Annotated in this window: 17 protein-coding genes; 5 read left to right on the top strand and 12 right to left on the bottom strand. The window is 60.7% G+C overall.

The genetic code is table 11. The features are described from left to right. The first annotated feature begins 83 nt into the window (after window positions 1-83). Complete coding sequence (locus AC1Q8Q_RS26705; RefSeq protein WP_033043522.1) at window positions 84-1,454, top strand: DUF2868 domain-containing protein; 1,371 nt, start codon at window positions 84-86, stop codon at window positions 1,452-1,454. After that, on the top strand, window positions 1,447-2,823 hold the full coding sequence (locus tag AC1Q8Q_RS26710; RefSeq protein ID WP_020797338.1) for a GTPase/DUF3482 domain-containing protein: 1,377 nt from the start codon (window positions 1,447-1,449) through the stop codon (window positions 2,821-2,823). The genes AC1Q8Q_RS26705 and AC1Q8Q_RS26710 overlap by 8 nt, the downstream gene beginning before the upstream one ends. A gap of 9 nt (window positions 2,824-2,832) precedes the next feature. Here the strand turns inward: AC1Q8Q_RS26710 and AC1Q8Q_RS26715 are convergent, their stop codons facing one another. The 7 genes from AC1Q8Q_RS26715 to AC1Q8Q_RS26745 all read right to left on the bottom strand — a co-directional run bounded on the left by AC1Q8Q_RS26715 (window position 2,833) and on the right by AC1Q8Q_RS26745 (window position 11,405). Further along, window positions 2,833-3,363: a hypothetical protein gene (locus AC1Q8Q_RS26715; RefSeq protein ID WP_492615716.1), complete on the bottom strand. Its 531-nt coding sequence runs from the start codon at window positions 3,361-3,363 to the stop codon at window positions 2,833-2,835. Between the two features lie 107 nt (window positions 3,364-3,470). After that, window positions 3,471-4,034 carry a phosphonate degradation HD-domain oxygenase gene (locus AC1Q8Q_RS26720; protein WP_492615717.1) on the bottom strand — a complete coding sequence of 188 codons (564 nt, stop codon included), beginning with the start codon at window positions 4,032-4,034 and terminating at the stop codon, window positions 3,471-3,473. Between the two features lie 162 nt (window positions 4,035-4,196). Then, window positions 4,197-5,222 carry a putative 2-aminoethylphosphonate ABC transporter substrate-binding protein gene (locus tag AC1Q8Q_RS26725; RefSeq protein WP_020797335.1) on the bottom strand — a complete coding sequence of 342 codons (1,026 nt, stop codon included), beginning with the start codon at window positions 5,220-5,222 and terminating at the stop codon, window positions 4,197-4,199. A gap of 33 nt (window positions 5,223-5,255) precedes the next feature. Beyond that, window positions 5,256-6,980 carry a putative 2-aminoethylphosphonate ABC transporter permease subunit gene (locus tag AC1Q8Q_RS26730; protein ID WP_033043523.1) on the bottom strand — a complete coding sequence of 575 codons (1,725 nt, stop codon included), beginning with the start codon at window positions 6,978-6,980 and terminating at the stop codon, window positions 5,256-5,258. Then, window positions 6,980-8,056 (bottom strand): putative 2-aminoethylphosphonate ABC transporter ATP-binding protein, encoded by a 1,077-nt coding sequence (locus AC1Q8Q_RS26735; RefSeq protein ID WP_033043524.1) that lies wholly within the window; start codon window positions 8,054-8,056, stop codon window positions 6,980-6,982. Before AC1Q8Q_RS26735 ends, AC1Q8Q_RS26730 begins: the two co-directional genes overlap by 1 nt. 207 nt (window positions 8,057-8,263) lie before the next feature. After that, window positions 8,264-9,127 carry a LysR family transcriptional regulator gene (locus AC1Q8Q_RS26740; RefSeq protein ID WP_020797332.1) on the bottom strand — a complete coding sequence of 288 codons (864 nt, stop codon included), beginning with the start codon at window positions 9,125-9,127 and terminating at the stop codon, window positions 8,264-8,266. A gap of 16 nt (window positions 9,128-9,143) precedes the next feature. Beyond that, complete coding sequence (locus AC1Q8Q_RS26745; protein WP_033043526.1) at window positions 9,144-11,405, bottom strand: heavy metal translocating P-type ATPase; 2,262 nt, start codon at window positions 11,403-11,405, stop codon at window positions 9,144-9,146. An 85-nt stretch (window positions 11,406-11,490) separates the two neighbouring features. On the opposite strand from AC1Q8Q_RS26745, the gene cadR reads away from it, so the two are divergent. Next, window positions 11,491-11,940, top strand: a complete 450-nt coding sequence (gene cadR, locus AC1Q8Q_RS26750) for a Cd(II)/Pb(II)-responsive transcriptional regulator (protein WP_020797330.1) — start codon at window positions 11,491-11,493, stop codon at window positions 11,938-11,940. Between the two features lie 124 nt (window positions 11,941-12,064). Here cadR and AC1Q8Q_RS26755 read toward each other — a convergent pair whose 3' ends face one another. From AC1Q8Q_RS26755 to AC1Q8Q_RS26765, 3 genes are all read right to left on the bottom strand, one after another. Further along, a complete protein-coding gene (locus AC1Q8Q_RS26755; protein ID WP_020797329.1) occupies window positions 12,065-13,036 on the bottom strand; it encodes a thymidylate synthase in 972 nt (323 codons plus the stop codon). A 48-nt stretch (window positions 13,037-13,084) separates the two neighbouring features. After that, a complete protein-coding gene (lgt, locus tag AC1Q8Q_RS26760; RefSeq protein WP_033041945.1) occupies window positions 13,085-13,891 on the bottom strand; it encodes a prolipoprotein diacylglyceryl transferase in 807 nt (268 codons plus the stop codon). A 90-nt stretch (window positions 13,892-13,981) separates the two neighbouring features. Further along, window positions 13,982-14,764: a sulfite exporter TauE/SafE family protein gene (locus AC1Q8Q_RS26765; protein WP_020797327.1), complete on the bottom strand. Its 783-nt coding sequence runs from the start codon at window positions 14,762-14,764 to the stop codon at window positions 13,982-13,984. A gap of 131 nt (window positions 14,765-14,895) precedes the next feature. On the opposite strand from AC1Q8Q_RS26765, the gene AC1Q8Q_RS26770 reads away from it, so the two are divergent. Then, complete coding sequence (locus tag AC1Q8Q_RS26770; RefSeq protein WP_168759092.1) at window positions 14,896-15,642, top strand: NRDE family protein; 747 nt, start codon at window positions 14,896-14,898, stop codon at window positions 15,640-15,642. 104 nt (window positions 15,643-15,746) lie between these two features. On the opposite strand, the gene ptsP is transcribed toward AC1Q8Q_RS26770, so the two are convergent. Continuing rightward, a complete protein-coding gene (ptsP, locus tag AC1Q8Q_RS26775; protein ID WP_020797325.1) occupies window positions 15,747-18,026 on the bottom strand; it encodes a phosphoenolpyruvate--protein phosphotransferase in 2,280 nt (759 codons plus the stop codon). 22 nt (window positions 18,027-18,048) lie between these two features. Next, the gene (locus AC1Q8Q_RS26780) at window positions 18,049-18,528 is read right to left on the bottom strand and encodes an RNA pyrophosphohydrolase (RefSeq protein ID WP_007897732.1); all 480 of its coding nucleotides are present in this window, start codon (window positions 18,526-18,528) and stop codon (window positions 18,049-18,051) included. 143 nt (window positions 18,529-18,671) lie between these two features. Between AC1Q8Q_RS26780 and AC1Q8Q_RS26785 the strand changes: the two genes are divergently transcribed. Continuing rightward, window positions 18,672-19,328 (top strand): histidinol-phosphatase, encoded by a 657-nt coding sequence (locus tag AC1Q8Q_RS26785; RefSeq protein ID WP_033041947.1) that lies wholly within the window; start codon window positions 18,672-18,674, stop codon window positions 19,326-19,328. The last annotated feature ends 81 nt before the right edge of the window (window positions 19,329-19,409 follow it).

Consider the following 19,409-nt stretch of genomic DNA (forward strand, 5'->3'; position numbering starts at 1 on the left):
CGGCGAGGATACCAGAGCCGCGCTTACCCGGATAAGCGCCACAGCGGTTATGCTCACAGTTCAATTAAGCGACGGGATGCCGCGTGACTGAACTGAATAATCTCTGGCTGACAGAAACCATCCGCCTGCGCGAAGAACACGCCGGCCCCCTGGAAGATCTGGAAGCCAATCGGCTGGCCCGCAGCGCCGGCGGCGATCTGCCGGCACGCATACAACGCCGCGCCCTGTGGCTGGCGGAACGCGATGGCTTGAGCGAGGCACTCAAACACTGGCTGCAGGGCGCTCGACTGGCGCTGATCGTATTGGCGGTGCTGGCCGTGGTCAGCGGCACCGGCTTGGCCTTTGCCGCGATGGGCGACGGCCTGCACCCGGTGAATGTGTTCTGGGCGCTGGGCAGTCTGCTCGGGATTAACCTGATCCTGCTGTTGAGCTGGGCCTTGGGCCTGGTGTTTGCTGGCGAACACGGCGCCAGCCTCGGCCGCTTGTGGTTGTGGCTAAGCGAAAAACTCGCCCGGGACGCCAAGGCCGCACAACTGGCGCCGGCCCTGCTGCTGTTGCTGCAACGCCAGAAACTCAATCGCTGGGCCATCGGTGTTGTGGCCAATGGCCTGTGGTTGTTGGCGATGCTCAGTGCTTTGGTGATTCTGCTGACGTTGATGGCAACCCGGCGCTACGGCTTCGTTTGGGAAACCACCATCCTCAGTGCCGACACATTCATTGCCATGACCCAGGCCCTGGGTGCGCTCCCAGCCTTGCTTGGTTTCAGTGTGCCGACTGAACAGATGATCCGCGCCAGTGGCGACGCCGCACTGAATATCGAAAGCGCCCGTCAGGCCTGGGCGGCTTGGCTGGTGGGCGTGCTGCTGGTCTACGGCGTCGTGCCGCGCCTGCTGCTTGCAGTGTTTTGCCTGTGGCGCTGGAAAACCGGCAAGTCTGCCTTACGCCTGGATTTGAACCTGCCCGGTTATGCGCAACTGCGCGAACGCCTGATGCCTACCAGTGAACGCCTGGGTGTCAGCGATGCCGCACCGGCTCAACTTCATCGAGTGGAAAGCGGCGTCAGTGAACAACAAAGCGATGGCGCGCTATTGGTCGCGATCGAACTGGACGACGACCGCCCGTGGCCGCCACAACTGCCCAAGAGCGTCAGCAATGCCGGCATCCTCGACAGCCGCGAATCGCGGCACAAACTCCTCGAACAACTGAGCCGCTTTCCGCCTGCTCGCCTGGCGATCGCTTGCGATCCACGGCGCTCGCCGGATCGCGGCAGCCTGGCACTGATTGCCGAACTGGCCCGCAGCGCCAGCGCGACCCGCATCTGGTTGCTGCAAGCGCCGCCGGGTAAAGCGCTGGATGCCGAACGCCTCGGCGATTGGCACGTGGCGCTGCAACAGCTTGAGCTGCCGTTCGCCGATTGCGCACCGATGAACTGGCTGGAGACGGGCCATGACTGACACCAGGAAGCAGCCTCTGAAACTCGCGGTCGTCGGCCACACCAACGTCGGTAAAACCTCATTGTTGCGCACCCTGACTCGCGATGTCGGTTTCGGCGAAGTGTCCCACCGTCCCAGCACCACGCGGCATGTCGAAGGTGCGAGGTTGTCGGTAGATGGCGAACCTTTGCTTGATCTCTATGACACGCCCGGACTGGAAGACGCCATCGCCCTGCTCGATTACCTCGAACGCCTGGAGCGCCCCGGCGAGCGGCTGGACGGCCCGGCACGGCTGGCACGTTTTCTTGAGGGCAGCGAAGCCCGGCAGCGCTTCGAACAGGAAGCCAAGGTGTTGCGCCAGTTGCTGGCGTCGGACGCCGGGCTCTATGTGATCGACGCCCGGGAACCGGTCCTTGCCAAATATCGCGATGAGCTGGAAGTGCTGGCCAGTTGTGGCAAACCGCTGCTGCCGGTGCTGAATTTTGTCAGCAGCACCAACCACCGCGAGCCGGCGTGGCGTGAAGCGCTGGCGCGTTTGGGTTTGCATGCGCTGGTGCGCTTCGACAGCGTCGCACCGCCGGAGGATGGCGAACGCCGACTCTATGAAAGCCTCGCGCTGCTGTTGGAACATGCCCGTCCACAGCTTGAGCGGTTGATTGCCGATCAACAGGCACAACGCTTGGCGCGCCAGCAAAGTGCGGCGCGCTTGATTGCCGAATTGTTGATCGATTGCGCCGCCTGCCGGCGCAGCGTGGTCAGCGAGGCCGAACAGGAACAGCAAGCCATCAATGAATTGCGCAAAGCCGTTCGCCAGCGCGAACAACGCTGCGTCGAAGCCCTGCTCAAGCTCTATGCCTTCCGCCCACAGGACGCGGCGGCCAGCGACTTGCCGCTGCTTGATGGGCGCTGGGGCGACGACTTGTTCAACCCGGAAACCCTCAAGCAACTGGGCGTGCGGGTCGGCGGCGGGATCGCGGCCGGTGCAGCAGCCGGCGCCGGAGTCGACTTGCTGGTCGGCGGTATTACCCTCGGCGCGGCGGCTCTGGCCGGTGCGATTGCCGGCGGCGCCCTGCAAACCGTGCGCAGTTATGGCAGTCGGTTGCTGGGCAAGATCAAGGGCCAGCGTGAGCTGACGGTCGATGACAACGTGCTGCGGCTGTTGGCGCTGCGCCAACGGCAACTGCTGCAAGCGCTGGATGCCCGTGGGCATGCGGCGATGGACAGCATCCAGGTCGCCACGCCCCAGGACAAGACCTGGCGCGAGGGCACACTGCCGGAAGCGCTGAACAAGGCACGGGCGCACCCGCAGTGGTCGTCGCTCAATGCGCATCCAAAGTTGAATCAGGCGGAGCGTCAGGAGCAGATTGAGGAGTTGGCGCAGCAGCTTTGATGCGGTTGATCAGCGCCAGTTGAACTTCACATAGGTGGTGCTCAACACCATGACAAGCTGTTGGTCCACCGCATCCTGATTGCCGTCGTTATTCATGTCGTAATTGACCAGCCAGTCCAGCTTGCCGTCGTTATTGGTGTCGTAGGCCGAGGCGGTGTAAGCGATGCTTTGATCTGAAGGTTTGCCGACACCCTCATGAAAGTGCAGGCGTACGGTGTCTGGCGAGCCGTCCCTGGCAAAGTCCTCTGTAAATATCTTGAGATAACGCTCCCAGGTAGTTCCACGATTGAACCAATTGAGCCGCAGGAACGCGTCTGAAAACGATTTGAGTAACCGTTCGTCCTTAGTGTTTTCCTTACCGTCGCTATTCACATCGCCAACCTGAAAATCAACTTTGCCATCGGCAGTGATATCCAGTGCATATGCCTTGTGAACGAGCCGATCTTCGGCACCGTTAGTCTCTTCGAAGAAATGCAGGAGCACGGTGTCAGCCCTGCCGTTTGCGCTGCGGTCCTGGGCAGTGATTTTCAAATAACGCATGGGGATAGCTCAGATCAAAATAGGGTGATCAAGCTATCCCGTACCGCTGAAACCCTCTGCGCGAATAATCTCTACCTCGTGTAGGTTTTTTCAGCAGCACTTGTCGTTCAAGCCACCTTGGGCAAAAGGCCCAGAGCCTTGCGCTTCAAAATATCGAGATCCAGAAGCGGTACGTTCATCTCCTTGGCCATCTCATCCCACTGCCGCATGCGCAAACTCACCGTGCACAGCGGGTCTTGTTCGAACGCCTCTGCCTCGGCAGTCGACATCACCCCACCCTGATACTCCAAGGTCCGGCGACTGGCTTCGCTCAAGCGCTCGTAGTACCCCGGCTCTTTCAGCGTCAGATACCGCTTGGCTTGCACGTGGTACTCCACCAGCCGCGCCATGCGCTCGCTGAAGCCGACGCTGCGCAAGTAATTGGCGCCCAGCCGTTCATGGCTGACCACGCCAAAGCCGCCCATATTCTCGGCGCCTTCGGCGCAGATGTGCCCGATGTCATGGAAAAAAGCGGCAAGCACCACTTCGTCATCGAAGCCCTCGGCCATCGCGCACTGCGCGGCCTGGGACATGTGCTCGATCTGCGACACCGGCTCGCCGATGTAGTCGGCATCGCCGAAGCGTTCGTAGAGGGCGAAAACCTTGGCGACTGCTTGTTCGTTGGGGCTCATCAGAAGTCTCGCGATGAAGTGGGATGAGTGCTGAATTGTAGACCGCCTTCGCGGGCAAGCCCGCTCCCACAGTGGACAAGGTGATGGACAAATTGTGTGCACACCAACGATCCCTGTGGGAGCGAGCCTGCTCGCGAAGATGCCCTTTCAGGCGGCGGAGATTTACTTGGCCGCCACCTTCTCGGACTTGCCGTCATAACGCTTGCGCCATTCGGTCAAAATCTCGTCGCGATTCTTCGAAGCCCAGGCAAAGTCGTTCTTGATCAAGCGCTGTTCATAGTCAGCTGGCAACTCGGTCTGCGGCTTGGCGATTCCCGGCTGTGCGAGTACGGCGAAGTTTTCTTTATAAAGCTCCATCGCCTCGGGGCTGGCCGAGAAGTCCGCGAGTTTCTTCGCGGCGTCTTCATGTTGGGTACCCTTGATCACGGCCGTGGCTTCGATCTCCCAGCCCAGGCCTTCCTTCGGCAGGATGATGTCCAGCGGCGCGCCCTGGCGCTTGAGCTGGACAGCCGGGTATTCAAAGGAAATACCGATCGGGAACTCCCCCGCCGCCGCCAGTTTGCAGGGCTTGGAACCGGAGTGAACGTACTGGCCGATGTTCTGGTGCAGGCCGTCCATGTAGGCCCAGCCCTGCTTCTCGCCGAAGGTTTGCAGCCAGGCGCTGACGTCAAGGAAACCGGTGCCGGAAGACGCCGGGTTGGGCATGACGATCTTGCCTTTGTACTCTGGCTTGGTCAGGTCTTGCCAGCTCACGGGCTTGCTCAGGCCCTGCTTTTCAGCTTCGACGGTGTTGAAGCAAATGGTCGCGGCCCACACGTCCATGCCGACCCAGGCTGGCGGGTTGGCGGCGTCGCGGTAGTTGCCGCCAATCTTGCCAAGGTCTTTGGGCGCGTAGCTTTGCAGCATGCCTTGCTGGTCGAGGATTGCCAGGCTCGATGCGGCCAAGCCCCATACGGCGTCAGCTTGTGGGCGGTCTTTTTCGGCGAGCAATTTGGCGGTGATGATGCCGGTGGAGTCGCGCACCCATTTGATCTCGACGTCCGGGTTGGCTTTTTCGAACGCCTGCTTGTAGGTCTTGAGTTGCTCGGCTTCGAGGGCGGTGTACACCGTCAACTCGGTTTTCGCCGCAAAGGCGTTCAGGCTGAAAGCGGTGAGGACAGCAGCGGCCAGGGCCATAGGCTTGAACATGATCTTTTCCTGTAGTTGAGTTGAGAGGGTGAATCAGTGACCAGGCGCGGTCTGCCGCCAGGCTTGCGAGCGACGCAGCAAACCGCGCGAAGCCCAGGCCAGCAGCAAGGACACACCCGCCGAGGTGAACAGAATCAGGGTCGACATCGCCGCCGCACCACCGACATTGCCGGCGTCGTCCATGTTCAGGACCGCGACCGCCGCGAGAATGGTGTCGGGGCTATAGAGGAAGATCGCTGCCGAGACGGTGGTCATGGCCGAGACGAACAGGTAGCGCACAATATCCAGCAGCGCCGGCAGGCAAATCGGCACGGTGACCCGCAAGTAATGCCGATAAAGCGGCGCCTTGAGTGACAGCGCGGCGGCTTCGAACTCGGCATCGAGTTGGCGCAGCGCGGTGGTGGCGGTCATTTGCGCAGTGGTCAAATAATGCGCAATGGTGCAGACAACCAGCAGGGTCATGGTCCCGTAGAGCACATGCAGCGGGTTGCCGGTGAGGTTGAAGAAGAAGACGTAACCCAAGCCCAGCACCAGGCCCGGCACCGCCATCGGTACGAAACTGAGCATGCGCAGGGTCAGGTTCAGCCCGCGCTGGCCCTTGGTTTTCTCCATCAAGTAGGCGCCGGTGAAGATCAACAGGCTGCCAATCAGCGCCGTGCATAACGCCATCTTCACGCTGTTGCCATAGGCCAGCCAGCCGCCACCCGCGGTGTCGTTGAACTGGTAGTGGTTGAGCGACAGCGACAGGTTGTACGGCCAGAATTTCACCAGCGATGAGAACACCGCCATGCCGAACACCATTAGCAACGCGGCGCAGATCAGCAGAACCACGACCAGGTAGCAGCCGTCGCGCAGCTTCGACGGTGCCGGTTTAAAGACTTGCGCCCGACCGCTCATGGAATCGCCATGACGCCGGCGCAACCAGGCATCGACCCCGAAACTGAACAGCGCCGGCAGCAACAGCACCATGCCGATCAACGCTCCGCGACCGAACTGTTGCTGGCCGACCACCGCCTTGTAGGCTTCCAGTGCCAGCACTTGATAGTCGCCTCCGACCACCACGGGTACACCGAAGTCAGTAATGGTCAGAGTGAACACCAGACAGAACGCAGCAAATACCGCCTGACGGGTCGCCGGCCAGGTGATGCTGCGAAAGGCTTTTGCCGGACTGGCGCCCATACTCGAGGCGGCATCGAACAGGCGCGCATCCGCCAGGGAAAGCGCTGACAGCAAAATCATCAAGGCGTGTGGGAAGGTGTAGATGACCTCACCCAGAACGATGCCCCAGAAGCCGTAGATGTTATCCGAGAGCAAGCCGCGTAATAGGCCCTGGTTGCCGAACAGATAAACCAGGGCAATCCCCGGCAGCATCGAAGGCGCCATCAGCGGCAATAATGAAATCCCCCGCCAGATGCCCTTGCCGGGAATCAGGGTGCGTTGCAGGGCGTAGGCAAACAGGTAGGCCAGTGGTACGACAATGGCGGCGACGCTGAGAGATACCTTCAGGCTGTTGCCCAGCAACCAATGGAAATTGGCACTGCTGATCAATTCTTGAGCAGCCAGCCAGCCTCCGCCCTGCCCGGCTTCGGCACTGAAGCCACGCCAGAAGATGGCCAGCAACGGCATCAGTACCGCGACGCCAAGCAGCACCAGCAAGAGGACTTTGCCGCCGACCACGAACAGCCGGTCGCCCAGTTCGGCACGGGAATACTTCCGCACCTGCTTGTGCGTCAGCGGCAGCGCGATGTTCGAATTCATCAGGCAAACACCTGCAGGCTCTGTGGCGGCAAAGCCACCATGATCTGCTGCGCGCCAAGACGCGGCATGGCTTCGGGTGCCAGCTCGGCCAACAGTGCGTGGCCAGGCAAATGGTCGAGCTCGAAGCTCATCCGACAGCGATTACCCAGGAAGGTGATTTCGCGAACCCTGGCCGGAAACAGATTTTCTTCATGCACCGGCGGATTGACGTTGATCGCTTCCGGGCGACAGAACAAACGACCCGAGGCATTTTTTGCGCTGCCGTCGGCCAGGCGCAGGTTCATCCCGCCGACTTGGGCGTGGCTGTCGCTGTTGCGGCTGAAAGGCAGCCAGTTGCCCTGGCCGACGAACTCCGCCACGAACGGCGTGGCCGGACGGTTGTAGATTTCCTGCGGCGTGGCGTACTGCTCGACTTGGCCGTTGTTCATCACGGCAATGCGGTCGGCCATCAGCATGGCCTCGTCCTGGTTGTGGGTAACCATCAGGGTGGTGATGCCGAGGCTGCGCTGCAACTGACGCAGTTCGGTGCACAGGTGCTCACGGACGCGGGCATCGAGTGCCGACATCGGTTCGTCCAGCAGCAACAACGAAGGTGCCGGGGCCAAGGCGCGAGCCAGCGCTACGCGTTGCTGCTGTCCACCGGACAACTGGCCCGGGTACTTTTTCTCACTGCCGCTCAGGCCGACCAGTTCCAGCATCTGACCGACACGCTGACGCACCTGTTCGCGGCCACTGCCGGCCAGACCGTAGGCAATGTTCGCTTCGACGGTGAGATTGGGAAACAGTGCGTAGGACTGAAACAGAATGCCGTAGTCCCGCGCTTGGGGCGCCAGGTGGGAAACGTCGCGATCGCCCAGGTACAGCTCGCCGCTGTCCTGCTTTTCCAGCCCGGCGATGCAACGCAGCAAGGTGGTCTTGCCGCAGCCCGATGGGCCCAACAAACACACCAGCTCACCGGCCGCCACGTCGAGGGAAACGTTATCCAGCGCAGTAAACGCGCCAAAGCGCTTCTGTACACCGCGCACCTTCATCGGTGCGCCAGGGTTGGTCAGGGCAGTTGTGATCGAGTTGTTCATGGACGGACCTCATCTGGCAGATGGGGCCATCCTAGGGTTGTAATGCGTCCGTCATGTGGCAGTGAGGCAAAAACCGCCGATAGTGATATTCAAGGATTTTGGTTGCCTGGACTGACCTCTTCGCGAGCAGGCTCGCTCCCACAGTTGACCGCACGCCCCTGTGGGAGCGAGCCTGCTCGCGAAGAGGTCGGCATAGACACCAGAGATTCAGGCAGGGGACATTTCCTGCGCCAATCCCAGAAACGCCGCTGGCAACCGCGCGTTTTTTCGCTCCTTGAGGCAGTACAGGTACTCCGGAATCTGCGGCGCATTCTCGATGGTCAGCACGCGCAGTTGCGGATCATGCGGCACTTCCTGGCGGGCAATAATGCTGATGCCGATATTGCGCAACACCGCCTCACGGATCGATTCGCGGCTGCCAATCTCCAGCAGCGGCCCGAAACCGACACCGGCGCTGGCGAGCAACTCTTCGGTCAAACGCCGGGTGGTCGAACCCGGTTCTCGCATCAACAATGTGTGCCCTGCCAATGCGCCCAGCGGCACGTGATCGTGGACCGCCAGTGGATGATTGCGATGCACCGCCAGCACCAGCGGATCGCTGCCCAGCACCCGTCGAATCAGCCGCGCATCCTCCAGCAACTGCGAAGATGCCGCAACATCCACCCGGTACTCCTCCAAAGCTTCGAGCACCTGCTGGGAGTTGCCGATTTCCACCGACACCTCCACCTGCGGCAGGCGTTCGCGGAAGGTTTTCACCAAGTCGAGGATGTAGTACGGCGCCGTAGCGGCGATGCGCAACATGCCCTGGACCTGCCCGCTGTTACGCAGGAAGAACTCGATGTCGGCTTCCTGTTGCAGCAGTCCCTTGACCATCGGCAACAGCCGCGCGCCCTCATCGCTGACGCTCAGGCGACGGCCGCCCCGGTAGAACAACTCAACTGAGTACTGGCTTTCCAGGTTGCGAATCTGGGTGGTCACCGTGGGTTGGCTCAAACCGAGCTTTTTCGCTGCCAGGGTGATGCTGCCCAGGCGGGCGACCATGTAAAACGCCTTCAGCTCGGCACTCAGCACAACTGTCCCTCATCGTTTATTTGCGCAGCAGGCGCAAGCCATTGAACACCACCAACAGGCTCACACCCATGTCAGCGAACACCGCCATCCACATGGTGGCGAGCCCGGCGAAGGTTACCCCAAGAAAGATCGCCTTGATGACCAATGCCAGGGCAATGTTCTGCTTGAGGATGCTCGAGGTTTGTCGCGACAGACGAATGAAAGTCGGAATTTTGCGCAGATCGTCGTCCATCAGGGCGACATCGGCGGTTTCGATTGCCGTGTCTGTGCCAGCGGCAGCCATGGCGAAACCAATTTCGGCGCGCGCCAGTGCGGGCGCATCGTTGATGCCGTCACCGACCATGCCAACGTTATGGCCCTGAGCATACAGTGCTTCGATGGCTTGCAATTTATCAGAGGGCAGCAGATCCCCTTGTGCCTGGTCGATGCCAACCTGCGCGGCAATCGCCTCGGCGGTGTAGAAATTGTCGCCGGTCAGCATCAGGGTCTTGATGCCCAGGTCATGTAGTTGCTGGATCGCTTCGCGACTGGACTCCTTCACTGTGTCGGCCACGGCAAACAGCGCCAATGGGCCGGATGAATCGAGTAGCAGCACTACGGATTTACCCTGTTTTTCCAGCGCGAACAGCGTCTCTTCCAGCTCCGGCGAGCACAGGTTCAGGTCTTCGACCAGCCGATGGTTGCCCAAGTGATAGGTTTGGCCGTTGATGTCACCGCGCACTCCACGCCCGGCCAGCGCCTCGAAGTTATCCACAATCAACAGCGGGTGTTGTTTATCCACAGCGGCATTGGCGATGGCCAACGACACCGGGTGATCCGATCGACCGGCCAGTGCTGCGGCAATTGCCGGCACCGAGGCATCGGCCTTGGGATCAAGCTCCAGATAATCAGTCTGCACCGGCTTGCCGTGGGTAATCGTGCCGGTCTTGTCCAGCGCCAGATAGTCGAGCTTGTAGCCACCCTCCAGATAGACACCGCCCTTCACCAGAATACCTTTGCGCGCCGCCGCCGCGAGGCCGCTGACGATGGTCACCGGCGTGGAAATCACCAAGGCACAAGGACAGGCGACAACCAGCAGGACCAGCGCGCGGTAGATCCAGTCAAACCACAGCGCATTCATGAACAGCGGTGGAATCACCGCCACCGCCAGGGCCAGGACAAACACCGCCGGGGTGTAGATTTTCGAGAAGCGGTCAACGAAGCGCTGGGTCGGTGCCCGCGCGCCTTGAGCCTGCTCGACGGCGTGAATGATCCGCGCCAGCGTCGAATGGTTCGCTTCAGCAGTCACGGCATATTCCAGGGAGCCGGCCTGATTGATGGTGCCTGCGAATACCTTGTCGCCAACGGTTTTCTCCACCGGCAGGCTTTCACCCGTGATCGGTGCCTGGTTGATCGTTGAACTGCCCGACACCACTTCACCGTCCAGGCCAATCCGCTCACCGGGGCGTACCCGCACCCGCGCGCCGAGTTCGATGGACTTGACGTTTTGCGCAATCCAGCGGCCATCGGCTTGCAACACCGTGGCCTGCTCCGGCGCCATCTGCATCAGGCCGCTGATTGCATTGCGCGCCCGGTCCAGCGACTTGGCTTCGATCAGCTCGGCCACTGTAAACAGGAACATCACCATCGCCGCTTCCGGCCATTGCCCGATCAGGATTGCACCGGTCACCGCAATGCTCATCAAGGCGTTGATGTTCAGGTTGAGGTTCTTCAGGGCAATCCAGCCCTTCTTGTAGGTTGCGAGGCCGCCACTGAGGATCGAGACCAGAGCGATGACCGCCACCACCCAATTCGGTGCAGCACTGGTGAAGTGAATCACTTCGGCCACCAGCGCACCCAGACCCGACAACGCCAATGGCCACCAAGGCTTTTTCACCGGCGCCGGGGCGGGCGCTTCAACACCCTGCTCCAGCGGCTCGGCCTGCATGCCGAGGGACTTGATGGCGTCGATGATCGGTGCAGTGCCTGTCAAGTCGTGGGTTACGCCGAGCACACGGTTGATCAGGTTGAATTCCAACTGCTGCACACCCGCCAGCTTGCCGAGTTTGTTCTGGATCAGCGTTTGCTCGGTCGGGCAATCCATGGCCTCGATGCGGAAAGTGCTCAACCGCGCGTTGGCGGTCGGCGTTTCGTTCAACTTGATCAGCGACGGCGCCGCCACTTTGGCGGAGCAGCAGGAATCCCCGGGGCCGCCATGCACATGTTTGTGCACAGGCTTGAGTTTATGGCTGTGATCGTGATCAGCCTCGGGTTTGTGGGTGTGAAGGGAATCGCTCATCGGGTCGCGTCCTTGAAGGTGCCTGTTGCCAAGTAAAGACCCTGTAGCCACTATAGGGTCAAGCACCTATTTGGAGATTGCCGTCATGAAGATTGGAGAGCTGGCCAAACTCACTGACTGCGCCGTGGAAACCATTCGCTACTACGAACGCGAGAACCTGCTGCCGGAGCCGGCCCGCAGCGACGGCAACTACCGGGTCTATACCCAGGCCCACGCTGAACGCCTGACCTTCATCCGCAACTGCCGCACCCTCGACATGACCCTTGAAGAAATTCGCAGCCTGCTGGCCTTTCGCGACAGTCCGCAGGATCAATGTGAAAGCGTGAATGCGCTGATCGACGAGCATATCCATCACGTCAAGGCGCGGATCGATGGTTTGCTGGCGTTGCAGACACAACTGCTCGACCTGCGCCAACGCTGTGGCGAAGGGCCGGATGTTGATCAATGCGGGATTTTGCAGAGGCTGGAAGTGAGTGGCGGGGTTGTGGCGACCGAGGTTGAGCATTCACATGTCGGCCGTAGCCACGGCCATTAGTAGTAGAGGATCGTTCCCATGCTCCGCGTGGGAATGCATCCCGTGACGCTCCGCGTCACAGTGGACGCGGAGCGTCCATGGCGGCATTCCCACGCAGAGCGTGGGAACGATCTGACGGCAGGCTTCAGACCGCCATTGGCGCGGTCATCGGCGCATGGTGTTCATAGCCTTCCAGCGAGAAATCACTCGGTTCCACCAGTTCCAGCCACTCCGGCTGGTAAACACCCGTCTTGGCAAACTCCGGTACGCGGTCGGAAATCACCAGTTTGGGCATCGGGAACGGCTCGCGCTTGAGCTGTTCGTTGAGCATGTCCAGGTGATTTTCGTAAACGTGGGCGTCGCCGATGAAATAGGTAAACCAGCGCGGCGTGTAGCCGGTCAGGCGACCGATCAGGCTTAGCAGCGCGGCGCCCTCGGTGAGGTTGAACGGCGTGCCCAGGCCCAAGTCGTTCGAACGGATGTAGAGGGTCAGGGAAATCTCCCTGGTCTCGACATTCGGGTGGAACTGGTACAGCAGATGGCACGGCGGCAGGGCCATTTCATCGAGTTGTGCGACGTTCCAGCCGTGAAACAGGATACGGCGGCTGCCCGGATCCTTGATGATGGTGTCGACGCACTGGCGAACCTGATCGATGGCCTTGTACAACACCACGTAGGCCTGGCCATCCTCTTCACCTTCGGCAATCTGGCGATAACCCTGCTTCAGGGTTTGCTCGATGGCGGCCGGATTGCTGACCGGGATCTGCTTGTACGCCGGCCATTTACGCCATTGCACGCCGTAGATCTCGCCGAGGTCGTCTTCACCCTGGCGGAACGGGTTGGCGAGCCACTGGGCGTTTTCATTGGCGTTCTGGTCCCAGACCTTGCAGCCCAACGCACGGAATTGCGCGGCATTGTTCACGCCACGCAGAAAACCGCACATCTCGCCAATGGCCGATTTGAAGGCCATCTTGCGTGTGGTGATCGCCGGGAAACCTTCCTGCAGGTCGTAACGCAGCATGGCACCCGGGAAGCTGATGGTGTTCACGCCGGTGCGATTGGCCTGTTTGGTGCCGTTCTTGATGACGTGGGCGACCAGTTCGAGATATTGCTTCATGAATTACCTGTGTCCTTGAACCCGCAGCATCGCTGCGGGATTCGAATTTTATACAGCTGCCGCTGGAGTCGCCGGGGCGCGGTGATACGCCAGCCAGATCAGGAACAACCCGCCGACGATCATCGGCACGCAGAGCACCTGGCCCATGGTTAGCCAGTTCCAGGCCAGATAGCCCAGTTGCGCATCCGGTACGCGGACGAACTCGACGATGAAACGGAAGATGCCATAGAACAGCGCGAACATCCCCGATACCGCCATGGTCGGCCGCGGTTTGCGCGAAAACAGCCACAGGATCAGGAACAGCGCGACGCCTTCGAGCGCAAACTGATACAGCTGCGACGGGTGACGTGCCAATTGTGCCGGATCAGTCGGGAAGACCATCGCCCACGGCACATCGGTAGCCTTGCCCCACAGCTCGGCATTGATGAAGTTGCCGATCCGCCCGGCGCCCAGGCCGATCGGCACCATCGGCGCGACGAAGTCCATCAGCTGGAAAAACGACTTGTTGTTCTTTTTACCGAACCACAAGGCTGCCAACATCACGCCGATGAACCCGCCGTGGAACGACATCCCGCCCTTCCACACTTCAAAGATCAACAGCGGGTTGGCGATATAAGCACTCAAATCGTAGAACAGCACATAACCCAGGCGACCACCGACAATCACCCCCATCGACATCCAGAACACCATGTCGGAGAGCTTCTCCTTGTTCCAGGTCGGGTCGAAACGGTTCAGCCGGCGCGACGCCAGCAGCCAGGCGCCGCCGATGCCGATCAGGTACATCAACCCGTACCAGTGGATTTTCAGCGGACCGATGGCCAAGGCCACCGGGTCGATCTGCGGGTAAGGCAGCATTGCGACTCCTCATGAGTTCAAATCAATTCCCGGGCGACGCTGTCACCTCAGGATTAAGCCAGGATTGTGTCGTGCGTCAGAGCAGATGCTTCAGACTAGAAACTTCAGGCCGACGCCAAACAGCAAAGCGGCAAACAGTCTTTTGAGCAACCTTGGCGACAGATTGTGCGCCAGTCGCGCGCCGAAGCGGGCGAAGACCATACTGGTCAGGGCAATGCCCAACAGCGCCGGCAAATAAATGAAACCGAGACTATGGGCCGGAAGCAACGGATCGTGCCAGCCCAGAATCATGAAAAATAATGCACTGGACAGCGCAATCGGCAGGCCGCAGGCAGAGGACGTAGCGACCGCTTGCTGCATCGGCACGCTGCGCCAGGTCAGGAACGGCACGGTCAGTGACCCGCCGCCAATCCCGAAAATCGCAGAAGCCCAGCCAATTACGCTGCCGGCTACGGTCAGACCGAGTTTACCCGGCACCGTTCGACTGGCCTTGGGCTTGAGTTCCAACGCCAGCTGCGCAGCAATGACCAAGGCAAACACGCCGATGATCTTTTGCAGGTTGGGCCCGGAGATCGCTTCGGCAGTCAGCGCGCCAAAACCCGCACCGATCAGAATGCCCAGGGTCATCCACGCAAAAATTGGCCAGCGTACCGCTCCACGGCGATGGTGCTCCCGAATGGCGTTGACCGAGGTAAAGATAATCGTCGCCAGCGAGGTGCCTACGGCCAGGTGCGTGAGGATCGACGGATCAAACCCCTGCGCCTTGAAGCTGAATACCAGCACCGGGACAATGATGATTCCGCCCCCCACGCCGAACAGCCCGGCCAGCACTCCGGCACAGGCGCCGAGCGCCAGATAGAGCAGAAATTCCATGCTTTTCCCCTCCCAACCCCAAAATCGGAGCGGCATGGTAACGGATGCATGGCCTCGGGCTCCACTGGATGGCGATGGATACCCGCACGATGACTGCGTAGAGTGGGAAAAAAACACACAAGGATCACCTTATGTGCCTGATTGTTTTTGCTTGGCGACCGGGCCACGCCCAACCGCTGATCGTGGCGGCTAACCGCGACGAATTTTATGCCCGCCCCAGCCTGCCACTGGCGCAATGGCCCGAGGCCCCCCAGGTGCACGCCGGGCGAGACCTGGAGGCGGGAGGAACCTGGCTCGGTGTCGGCGTCAACGGGCGCTTTGCGGCGCTGACCAACATCCGCGATCCGCATCGACCGCCAGGGCGCCGGTCTCGCGGTGAGTTAGTGGCGGGATTCCTCACCAAAGATGTGCCAATTGATGACTATTTAGCCGACGTTGTCGCCCGTTCGCCTGAATATGGCGGATTTAACTTACTGATCGGCAACGCCAATGAGTTGTGGCATTTCAATGCGCGGGAATCGGAAGCGGTGATGCTACCGCCGGGGATCTACGGCCTGTCGAACGCCGGGCTGGATACGCCGTGGCCGAAACTGCTCAGGGCCAAGGCGGCACTAGGCGAGGTACTGGATGATCCGCAACCGCACTCTTTGCTGGCCTTGCTCGGCGATTCACAGCAAGCGCCGTTTGCAGACCTGCCGGACACCGGAGTGGGGTTGGCCACCGAGACGCTGCTGTCGAGTGTGTTTATTGCCAGCCAGAGTTATGGGACGCGGGCGAGTACGGCGTTGATTGTGCGGGCGGATGGCTCGCGGCATTTGGTCGAACGGAGTTTTGGGCCGTTTGGCGGGCATCTTGGGGAAGTGGATATTCGGCTTTAGTGTTGCGTTATTCGTGCGACCCTCTTCGCGAGCAAGCCCGCTCCCACATTTGAAATACGGTTAAATGTGGGAGCGGGCTTGCTCGCGAAGGGGGTGTCGCCAATTCAGAGAGGCTTGATCGCCGCCGGATTGATCATCCGTGCCAACCCCAGGTTCTTCAGCGCCAATTGCAGCGAGCTGTGGATAACTTGCGGGTTGTCGATGGTCATCAGTTCGGCGAGCAGCTGCTTGGCCTTGCTCAAGTTGATCTGGCGCAGCATCCACTTCACCTTCGGCAAGTTGGTGGCGTTCATCGACAAGCTGTCGAAACCCATCGCCATCAATAGCACCGCCGCCGCCGGGTCACCGGCCATCTCGCCGCAGATACTCACTGGCTTGCCTTCGGCATGGGCGTCACGCACTACGGTTTGCAGGGCTTGCAGCACCGCCGGGTGCAGGTAGTCGTACAGGTCGGCTACTCGCGGGTTGTTACGGTCCACGGCCAACAGATACTGGGTCAGGTCGTTGGAACCCACCGACAGGAAGTCCACCTGTCGCGCCAGCTCCTTGGTCTGGTACACCGCTGCCGGAATCTCGATCATCACGCCAATCGGTGGCATCGGCACGTCGCAACCTTCGTCGCGAACCTCGCCCCAGGCCCGGTGGATCAGGTGCAGGGCTTCTTCCAGCTCATGGGTACCGGAGATCATCGGCAGCAGAATCCGCAGGTTGTTCAAGCCTTCACTGGCCTTGAGCATGGCGCGGGTCTGCACCAGGAAGATTTCCGGGTGGTCGAGGGTGACACGAATGCCGCGCCAGCCGAGGAACGGGTTGTCTTCCTTGATCGGGAAGTACGACAGCGACTTGTCGCCGCCGATGTCCAAGGTACGCATGGTCACTGGCTGTGGGTGAAAAGCGGCCAGCTGTTCGCGGTAGATCGCCAGCTGTTCCTTTTCACTCGGGAAGCGCTGGTTGATCATGAACGGCACTTCGGTGCGGTACAGACCTACGCCTTCGGCCCCGCGCTTTTGCGCGCGCGCCACATCCGCCAACAGGCCGGTGTTGACCCAGAGCGGCATGCGGTGGCCATCGACCGTGATGCACGGCAGATCGCGCAGCGCATCCAGCCCGAGGGCCAGTTGCTTTTCTTCTTCGACCACCTCGGCGAACTGCTTGCGCAGCACGTCGCTGGGGTTGGTGTAGACCTCGCCGCGGTGACCGTCGACGATCATGCCTATGCCGTCGACCTTGGAATACGGCAGGTCCACCAGGCCCATCACCGTTGGAATGCCCATGGCCCGGGCAAGGATCGCAACGTGGGAGTTACCGGAGCCAAGCACCGAAACCAGGCCCACCAGCTTGTTTTCCGGAACCTCGCCGAGCATGGCCGGCGTCAGTTCCTCGCTGACCAGGATGGTGTTGTCGGGATAGACCAGGGTTTGCTGGCGCTCTTCCTGCAAATAAGCGAGCAGGCGACGACCGAGGTCCTTGACGTCCGACGCACGCTCCCGCAAGTAAGCGTCGTCCATCAATTCGAAGCGGTTGACGTGATCGGTGACCACTTGGCGCAACGCGCCCTGGGCCCACTGCCCGGTCTTGATCACGGTGGTCACTTCGCTGCCAAGCGCCGCATCGTCGAGCATCATCAGGTAGACGTCGAACAACGCGCGCTCTTCCGGGCGCAATTGCGTGGCGAGCTTGGCGGACAACGCACGCATGTCAGCGCGCACACCTTCGATGGCGGTCTTGAACAGACCCAGTTCCGCTTCGATGTCGGTGATGGTCTTGTCGGGCACCACGTCCAGGTCGGCCGGCGGCAGCATGACCACCGCCGTACCGACCGCCGCGCCGGGCGAGCCCGGCACGCCGATGAACTTGGCTTCCTGGATACCCTTGCCCTGCCGGCCCAGGCCACGGATCGAACCGGTGGCCTCGGCGTGGGCGATAACCCCGGCGAGTTGCGCGCTCATGGTCACGAGGAAGGCTTCTTCGCCTTCATCGAACTGGCGGCGCTCTTTTTGCTGGATAACCAACACACCGACGACACGGCGGTGGTGGATGATTGGCGCCCCGAGGAACGAAGCGTAGCGCTCTTCACCAGTTTCGGCGAAGTAGCGGTAGCGCGGGTGATCCGCGGCGTTTTCGAGGTTCAGGGGTTCTTCACGCGTGCCGACCAAACCCACCAGACCTTCATTGGGCGCCATGCTGACCTTGCCAATCGAGCGCTTGTTCAAGCCCTCGGTAGCCATCAACACAAAGCGGTTGGTCTCGGGATCAAGCAGGTAGACCGAGCAGACCTGGCTGCCCATGGCCTCTTTGACGCGCAACACAATAATCCCCAACGCCGCCTTGAGATCCTTGGCGGAGTTAACTTCCTGGACGATCTTGCGCAGCGTATTGAGCATGGCTCGGGGTCGAACTCCGTCGTCAGTCGCGCGCTAAAAGGCGCGGGGCAAGCTCTTTGAGGGCGCGTCGATACACCTCGCGCTTGAATGTCACCACCTGGCCCAACGGATACCAATAACTGACCCAGCGCCAGCCATCGAATTCCGGTTTACCGGTCAAATCCATCCGCACCCGCTGCTCATTGGAGATCAGGCGCAGGAGAAACCATTTCTGCTTCTGGCCGATGCACAGCGGTTGGCTGTGCGTCCTGACCAGACGTTGCGGCAAACGATAGCGCAACCAGCCCCGAGTGCAGGCGAGTATTTCAACATCTTCGCGCTCCAGGCCCACTTCTTCGTTCAGCTCGCGGTACAAGGCGTCTTCCGGCGTCTCCTGGGGGTTGATCCCGCCTTGAGGAAACTGCCAGGCATCTTGATTGATACGGCGAGCCCATAGCACCTGGCCGGCATCATTCGTGAGAATGATCCCGACATTAGGACGGAAACCATCGGGGTCGATCACGGCAACAACCTCGCAAACGCATGTCATCGCATTGTTCCACAAAGGTTGTTAAGGCAGCAACGCGCCGGCCTACGTTATGTGCACTCTTGTGAAAAGTCCGTATTCTGGACGCCTTTCTACAGACTTTTCAGCGAGTAACTGCAATGCGGCTGGCTTTATTCGACTTGGACAACACGCTTCTGGGCGGCGACAGTGACCATGCCTGGGGCGATTACCTTTGTGAACGCGGCTTCCTCGACGCCGTCGCCTACAAGGCCCGTAACGATGAGTTCTACCAGGACTACCTGGCTGGCAAGCTCGATAACGACGCCTACCTGAACTTCTGCCTGGAAGTGCTCGGCCGTACCGAGATGGCCACCCTGGATCTATGGCACAGCGACTACATGCGCGACTGCATCGAACCGATCCTGCTGCCCAAGGCGATCGAGTTGCTGGCCCAACACCGCGATGCCGGCGACAAACTGGTGATCATCACCGCCACCAACCGCTTCGTGACCGGCCCGATTGCCGCGCGCCTGGGCGTCGAGACCCTGATCGCCACCGAATGCGAAATACAGGACGGCCGGTACACCGGGCGCAGTACCGATGTACCGTGCTTCCGTGAAGGCAAGGTGACAAGGCTCAATCGCTGGCTGGAAGAAACCGGGCACAACCTCGAGGACAGCTACTTTTATAGCGACTCGATGAATGACCTGGCGTTGCTGGAGCAGGTGGCGAACCCGGTGGCGGTCGATCCGGATCCGAACTTGCGCGCCGAGGCCGAGAAGCGGGGCTGGCCAGTAATCAGTCTGCGCGGCTGATATTGCCTTCGCGAGCAGGCTCGCTTGTATGGTAGGACTTGAAGGGAGGAGGAGGGACAAGGCTCGATTCTGACTGTTGAC

The organism is Pseudomonas sp. GW823-FHT06B06 (genome assembly GCF_058795195.1).

Excerpts from the sequence above, each read along its gene's own strand:
- AC1Q8Q_RS26770 (WP_168759092.1), top strand. The coding sequence starts at position 14,896 with ATGTGCCTGATTGTTTTTGCTTGGCGACCGGGCCACGCCCAACCGCTG.
- AC1Q8Q_RS26745 (WP_033043526.1), bottom strand. The coding sequence starts at position 11,405 with ATGAGCGATTCCCTTCACACCCACAAACCCGAGGCTGATCACGATCAC.
- AC1Q8Q_RS26735 (WP_033043524.1), bottom strand. The coding sequence starts at position 8,056 with ATGAACAACTCGATCACAACTGCCCTGACCAACCCTGGCGCACCGATG.
- AC1Q8Q_RS26765 (WP_020797327.1), bottom strand. The coding sequence starts at position 14,764 with ATGGAATTTCTGCTCTATCTGGCGCTCGGCGCCTGTGCCGGAGTGCTG.
- AC1Q8Q_RS26720 (WP_492615717.1), bottom strand. The coding sequence starts at position 4,034 with ATGAGCCCCAACGAACAAGCAGTCGCCAAGGTTTTCGCCCTCTACGAA.
- AC1Q8Q_RS26755 (WP_020797329.1), bottom strand. The coding sequence starts at position 13,036 with ATGAAGCAATATCTCGAACTGGTCGCCCACGTCATCAAGAACGGCACC.
- AC1Q8Q_RS26785 (WP_033041947.1), top strand. The coding sequence starts at position 18,672 with ATGCGGCTGGCTTTATTCGACTTGGACAACACGCTTCTGGGCGGCGAC.
- AC1Q8Q_RS26715 (WP_492615716.1), bottom strand. The coding sequence starts at position 3,363 with ATGCGTTATTTGAAAATCACTGCCCAGGACCGCAGCGCAAACGGCAGG.
- cadR (WP_020797330.1), top strand. The coding sequence starts at position 11,491 with ATGAAGATTGGAGAGCTGGCCAAACTCACTGACTGCGCCGTGGAAACC.
- AC1Q8Q_RS26730 (WP_033043523.1), bottom strand. The coding sequence starts at position 6,980 with ATGAATTCGAACATCGCGCTGCCGCTGACGCACAAGCAGGTGCGGAAG.
- ptsP (WP_020797325.1), bottom strand. The coding sequence starts at position 18,026 with ATGCTCAATACGCTGCGCAAGATCGTCCAGGAAGTTAACTCCGCCAAG.
- AC1Q8Q_RS26710 (WP_020797338.1), top strand. The coding sequence starts at position 1,447 with ATGACTGACACCAGGAAGCAGCCTCTGAAACTCGCGGTCGTCGGCCAC.
- AC1Q8Q_RS26725 (WP_020797335.1), bottom strand. The coding sequence starts at position 5,222 with ATGTTCAAGCCTATGGCCCTGGCCGCTGCTGTCCTCACCGCTTTCAGC.
- lgt (WP_033041945.1), bottom strand. The coding sequence starts at position 13,891 with ATGCTGCCTTACCCGCAGATCGACCCGGTGGCCTTGGCCATCGGTCCG.